The 3769-nt window shown below is 31.6% G+C and carries 3 protein-coding genes; all 3 read left to right on the forward strand.

All coding sequences use genetic code 11. From position 1 onward, the window contains the following. Positions 1-337: 337 nt before the first annotated feature. The 3 genes from Q0138_RS09015 (at position 338) to cgi121 (ending at position 3598) form a co-directional block, all read left to right on the forward strand. Complete coding sequence (locus tag Q0138_RS09015; RefSeq protein WP_297983695.1) at positions 338-1273, forward strand: SDR family oxidoreductase; 936 nt, start codon at positions 338-340, stop codon at positions 1271-1273. An 85-nt stretch (positions 1274-1358) separates the two neighbouring features. Beyond that, a complete protein-coding gene (locus Q0138_RS09020; RefSeq protein WP_297983698.1) occupies positions 1359-2846 on the forward strand; it encodes a (R)-citramalate synthase in 1488 nt (495 codons plus the stop codon). A 230-nt stretch (positions 2847-3076) separates the two neighbouring features. After that, positions 3077-3598: a KEOPS complex subunit Cgi121 gene (cgi121, locus tag Q0138_RS09025; RefSeq protein WP_297983701.1), complete on the forward strand. Its 522-nt coding sequence runs from the start codon at positions 3077-3079 to the stop codon at positions 3596-3598. The last annotated feature ends 171 nt before the right edge of the window (positions 3599-3769 follow it).

Below are 3769 nucleotides of genomic sequence, written 5' to 3' on the forward strand. Positions count from 1 at the left end.
AAATGAAAAATGAAAACAAAATCAGGTATACAAATGAAAACAAAATCAGGTATACAAATGAAAACAAAATAAAGTTTACAAAATATTAAAATAGTATTAAAATATAAATTTATAATAATATATACTAATTGAAAATTAAAAATTTGTATTTGAAAAATGATTTTGAATAAGAACTTTTAAAAGAGGAATATTTCATTTATTCAAAAAAAATACATAAAAAATGATTATTTCATTTATTCAATTTAATAATCAAAAAAAACATTTAAAATAATTCATTTTTAAAATGAAAAAAAATAAAATTTATTTTAATCACTAAAAACATAAAAGGACCGATTTTATGAAGAATAAAAATATTGTAGTAACCGGCGGATTAGGATTTATAGGTTCACACATCGTGGAAGAGCTTTTAGATGACAATAAGGTAATAGTCATAGACAATATGTCAAGTGGAAAACTTGAAAACCTAAAAGATCCGGAGCATGAAAACCTAAAAATTATAAAAGAGGATTTAAACAACTGTGATTTGGAAGAGATCCTTAATGGAATCGACTATGTTTTCCACCTTGCAGCATTAGCCAGCGTTCCGGGAAGTGTTGCAGAACCTTTAAGCTATAACGAAAACAACATTGATGCAAGTGTAAAATTATTCATTGCAGCAAAAAACAATGATGTTAAAAAGATCATTTTCTCCTCATCCTCAGCGGTTTATGGTGAAAACCCTAATATGCCACTTAAGGAAAGTGAAAACTTCATGCCTTGCTCTCCTTATGCCGCACAGAAGGCAAGCTGTGAATTATACCTTAAATCATTTAACGAATCCTATGGATTAAATTATGTGGCGCTAAGATATTTCAATGTTTTCGGTCCAAAACAAGATGAAAATTCACCTTATGCTGCAGTAATCCCTAAATTCATTTCAGCAATTTTAAATGGAGAAAGTCCTGTCATCTACGGAGATGGAGAGCAAAGCAGAGACTTTATTTATGTAAAGGAAATTGCAAAGGCAAACATAAAGGCTGCAGAATCAGACTACAATGGAGTAATTAATGTAGCTTTAGGAAAATCTATGACAATCAATCACCTATTTGAAGTCATAAGGGATGTTCTTGAATCAGACATTGAAGTAAAATACCTTGATGAAAGACCTGGAGACATTAAACACTCATTGGCAGACATTTCAAAGCTTGAAAAGATCAATTTCAAACCTGACGACGACAAATTTGAGGAACAGTTAAGAGAAACCGTAAGATGGTTTAGAAAGGAAATGGAATAATAAAATAAGCCAAAGGATTGTCAAAGAAAATTTAAAATAAAAAAATAATAATCCTATTGATTAATTGAAATTTAATAGTGATAAAATGAAAATAGAAGTTTTGGACACTACTCTTAGAGACGGAGAACAAACTCCAGGAATTTCTCTAAATGCAAATAAAAAGTTAAGAATAGCCAGCAAGCTTGATGAAATAGGAATAAACACAATTGAAGCAGGTTCTGCAATTACATCAAGTGGGGAAAGAATGGCTATCAAGGAGATTACATCACAGGGATTCAATGCAGAAATCATGAGCTTTTCAAGAACTCTTCTCAAGGATGTTGACTGCTGCCTTGAATGTGATGTCGATGCAGTGAATATTGTAGTTCCAACTTCAGATTTACATTTAAAATACAAACTCAAGAAATCCCAGGAAGAGATGATTGAAGAGGCAATAGCTGTAGTGGAATATGCAAAGGATCATGGATTAATCGTAGAGCTTTCAGCAGAAGATGCAAGCAGAACAGAAATCGATTACCTTAAAAAAGTCTTCAAGTCAACCATAGATGCTGGAGCAGACCGAATCTGTCCTTGTGACACCCTTGGAATATTGACTCCATTAAAATCATTCCAATTCTATAAAAACTTTATCGGCCTTGGAGTTCCAGTCAGTGTACACTGCCACAATGATTTTGGACTTGCTGTGGCAAATACCCTATCTGCAATTGATGGAGGAGCAAGCAGATTCCATGGAACAATAAACGGACTTGGAGAAAGGGCTGGAAATGCTGCAATAGAAGAGGTTGTGGTTTCACTTGAAACATTATACAAGGATAATGAAAGGCAATACACAACCGACATTAAAATCGATCAAATTTACAATACTTCAAAACTTGTTTCAAGATTAAGCAATGCCTATCTTGCCCCAAACAAGCCAATTGTAGGGGAAAATGCATTTGCACACGAATCTGGAATTCATGCAGATGGAGTTATAAAAAACAGTGCAACCTATGAACCGATAATGCCTGAACTTGTAGGTCACAGACGTAAGTTCATAATTGGAAAGCATGTAGGCACAAAGGGATTGAACAATAGACTTAAGGAATTAGGCCTTGAGGTAAACAATGAACAGCTTGAAGAGATATTCCATAAGGTAAAGGACCTTGGCGACAAGGGAAAGACAGTTACAGATACTGATTTGGAAGCAATTGCAGAGCATGTCCTAAACATTGAAATGGAAAAGAAAATCAATCTGGATGAACTTACAATCGTTTCAGGAAATAAAATTAGGCCTACAGCTTCAATAAAGTTAAACATTGATGATGATGAAATAATAGAAGCTGATGTCGGTATTGGTCCTGTTGATGCTGCAATCAATGCAGTAAACAAGGGAATCAAGAACTTTGCAGACATCCAACTTGAGGAATATCACGTAGATGCAGTTACAGGAGGAACAGACGCACTTATTGAAGTGATTGTCAAGTTAAGTTCCGCAGACAAGATAATTTCTGCAAGGGCAACAGAACCGGACATTATAAATGCAAGTATTGAAGCTTATATTGACGGCGTAAACAGATTATTGGAAAATGAATAAATATTTAAATTCTCTAAACAGCTTATGGGAAAATAAATAAGCATTTAAATTCTCTAAACAGATTATTGGAAAATAAATAAGCATTTAAATTCTCTAAACAGATTATTGGAAAATAAATAAGAAAAACTGTTTAATTATAATAAACAGAAAATTAAAAAATAAATAAAAAAACTGTTAAATTAATTAAGTTAATGAAATTAATATACTCAATTCATAATTTTAGTGATAAAATGAATGACAAAGAATTGGCTAATTTGGAAAACATTGAAATTTTAGGTTTCACCGGAAAGATTGAAAGCATTCCAAAAACATTGGACATGGTTGAAAATATTAGAAACACATGTTGTGATGTTGGAATAATTCAATTGATGGATGCAGATGCAATAGCCGGTAAAAAACACCTTGAGCATGGAACTGTTCATGCAATGAAGGCATTTGAAAGAGGTGAAAACCTAGCCAATGACCTGGGAATTGAAATATTGCTTAGAACATCTGCCCAAAGACAGATTTCAAAGGCATTTAAATTGCTTGGACTTAAGGAAGGGCAAATGAATATAGGGGTTGTAATGATCGATTGTCCAGATTACTTTGTTGATGAATTATCCAATATCTTTGAAAGAAATGATGCTGTTTTAGAGGCTGACGAATCAATTTTAATGAACTTATATGAAATTCCACAAAAAGAGCTAGAGACCATACACATTACAGACATTTTAATTGATAAAACAAGTAAATTAATTATTGATCAATAAAATAAGGATTTAAAAAATTTAAAGGAAAATATAAATAATTAAAAATTAGTAAAAATAGGATAAATAAAAAAATAATAAGAGAATAATACTAAAAAAATAAGATAAGGATATAATAATTATAGTAATTTACCAAACTTTTATTATAGATGACTGACAAATAATATATTATGT

It is taken from the genome of uncultured Methanobrevibacter sp., from assembly GCF_937906425.1.
In the GTDB taxonomy this organism is placed as follows: domain Archaea; phylum Methanobacteriota; class Methanobacteria; order Methanobacteriales; family Methanobacteriaceae; genus Methanobrevibacter.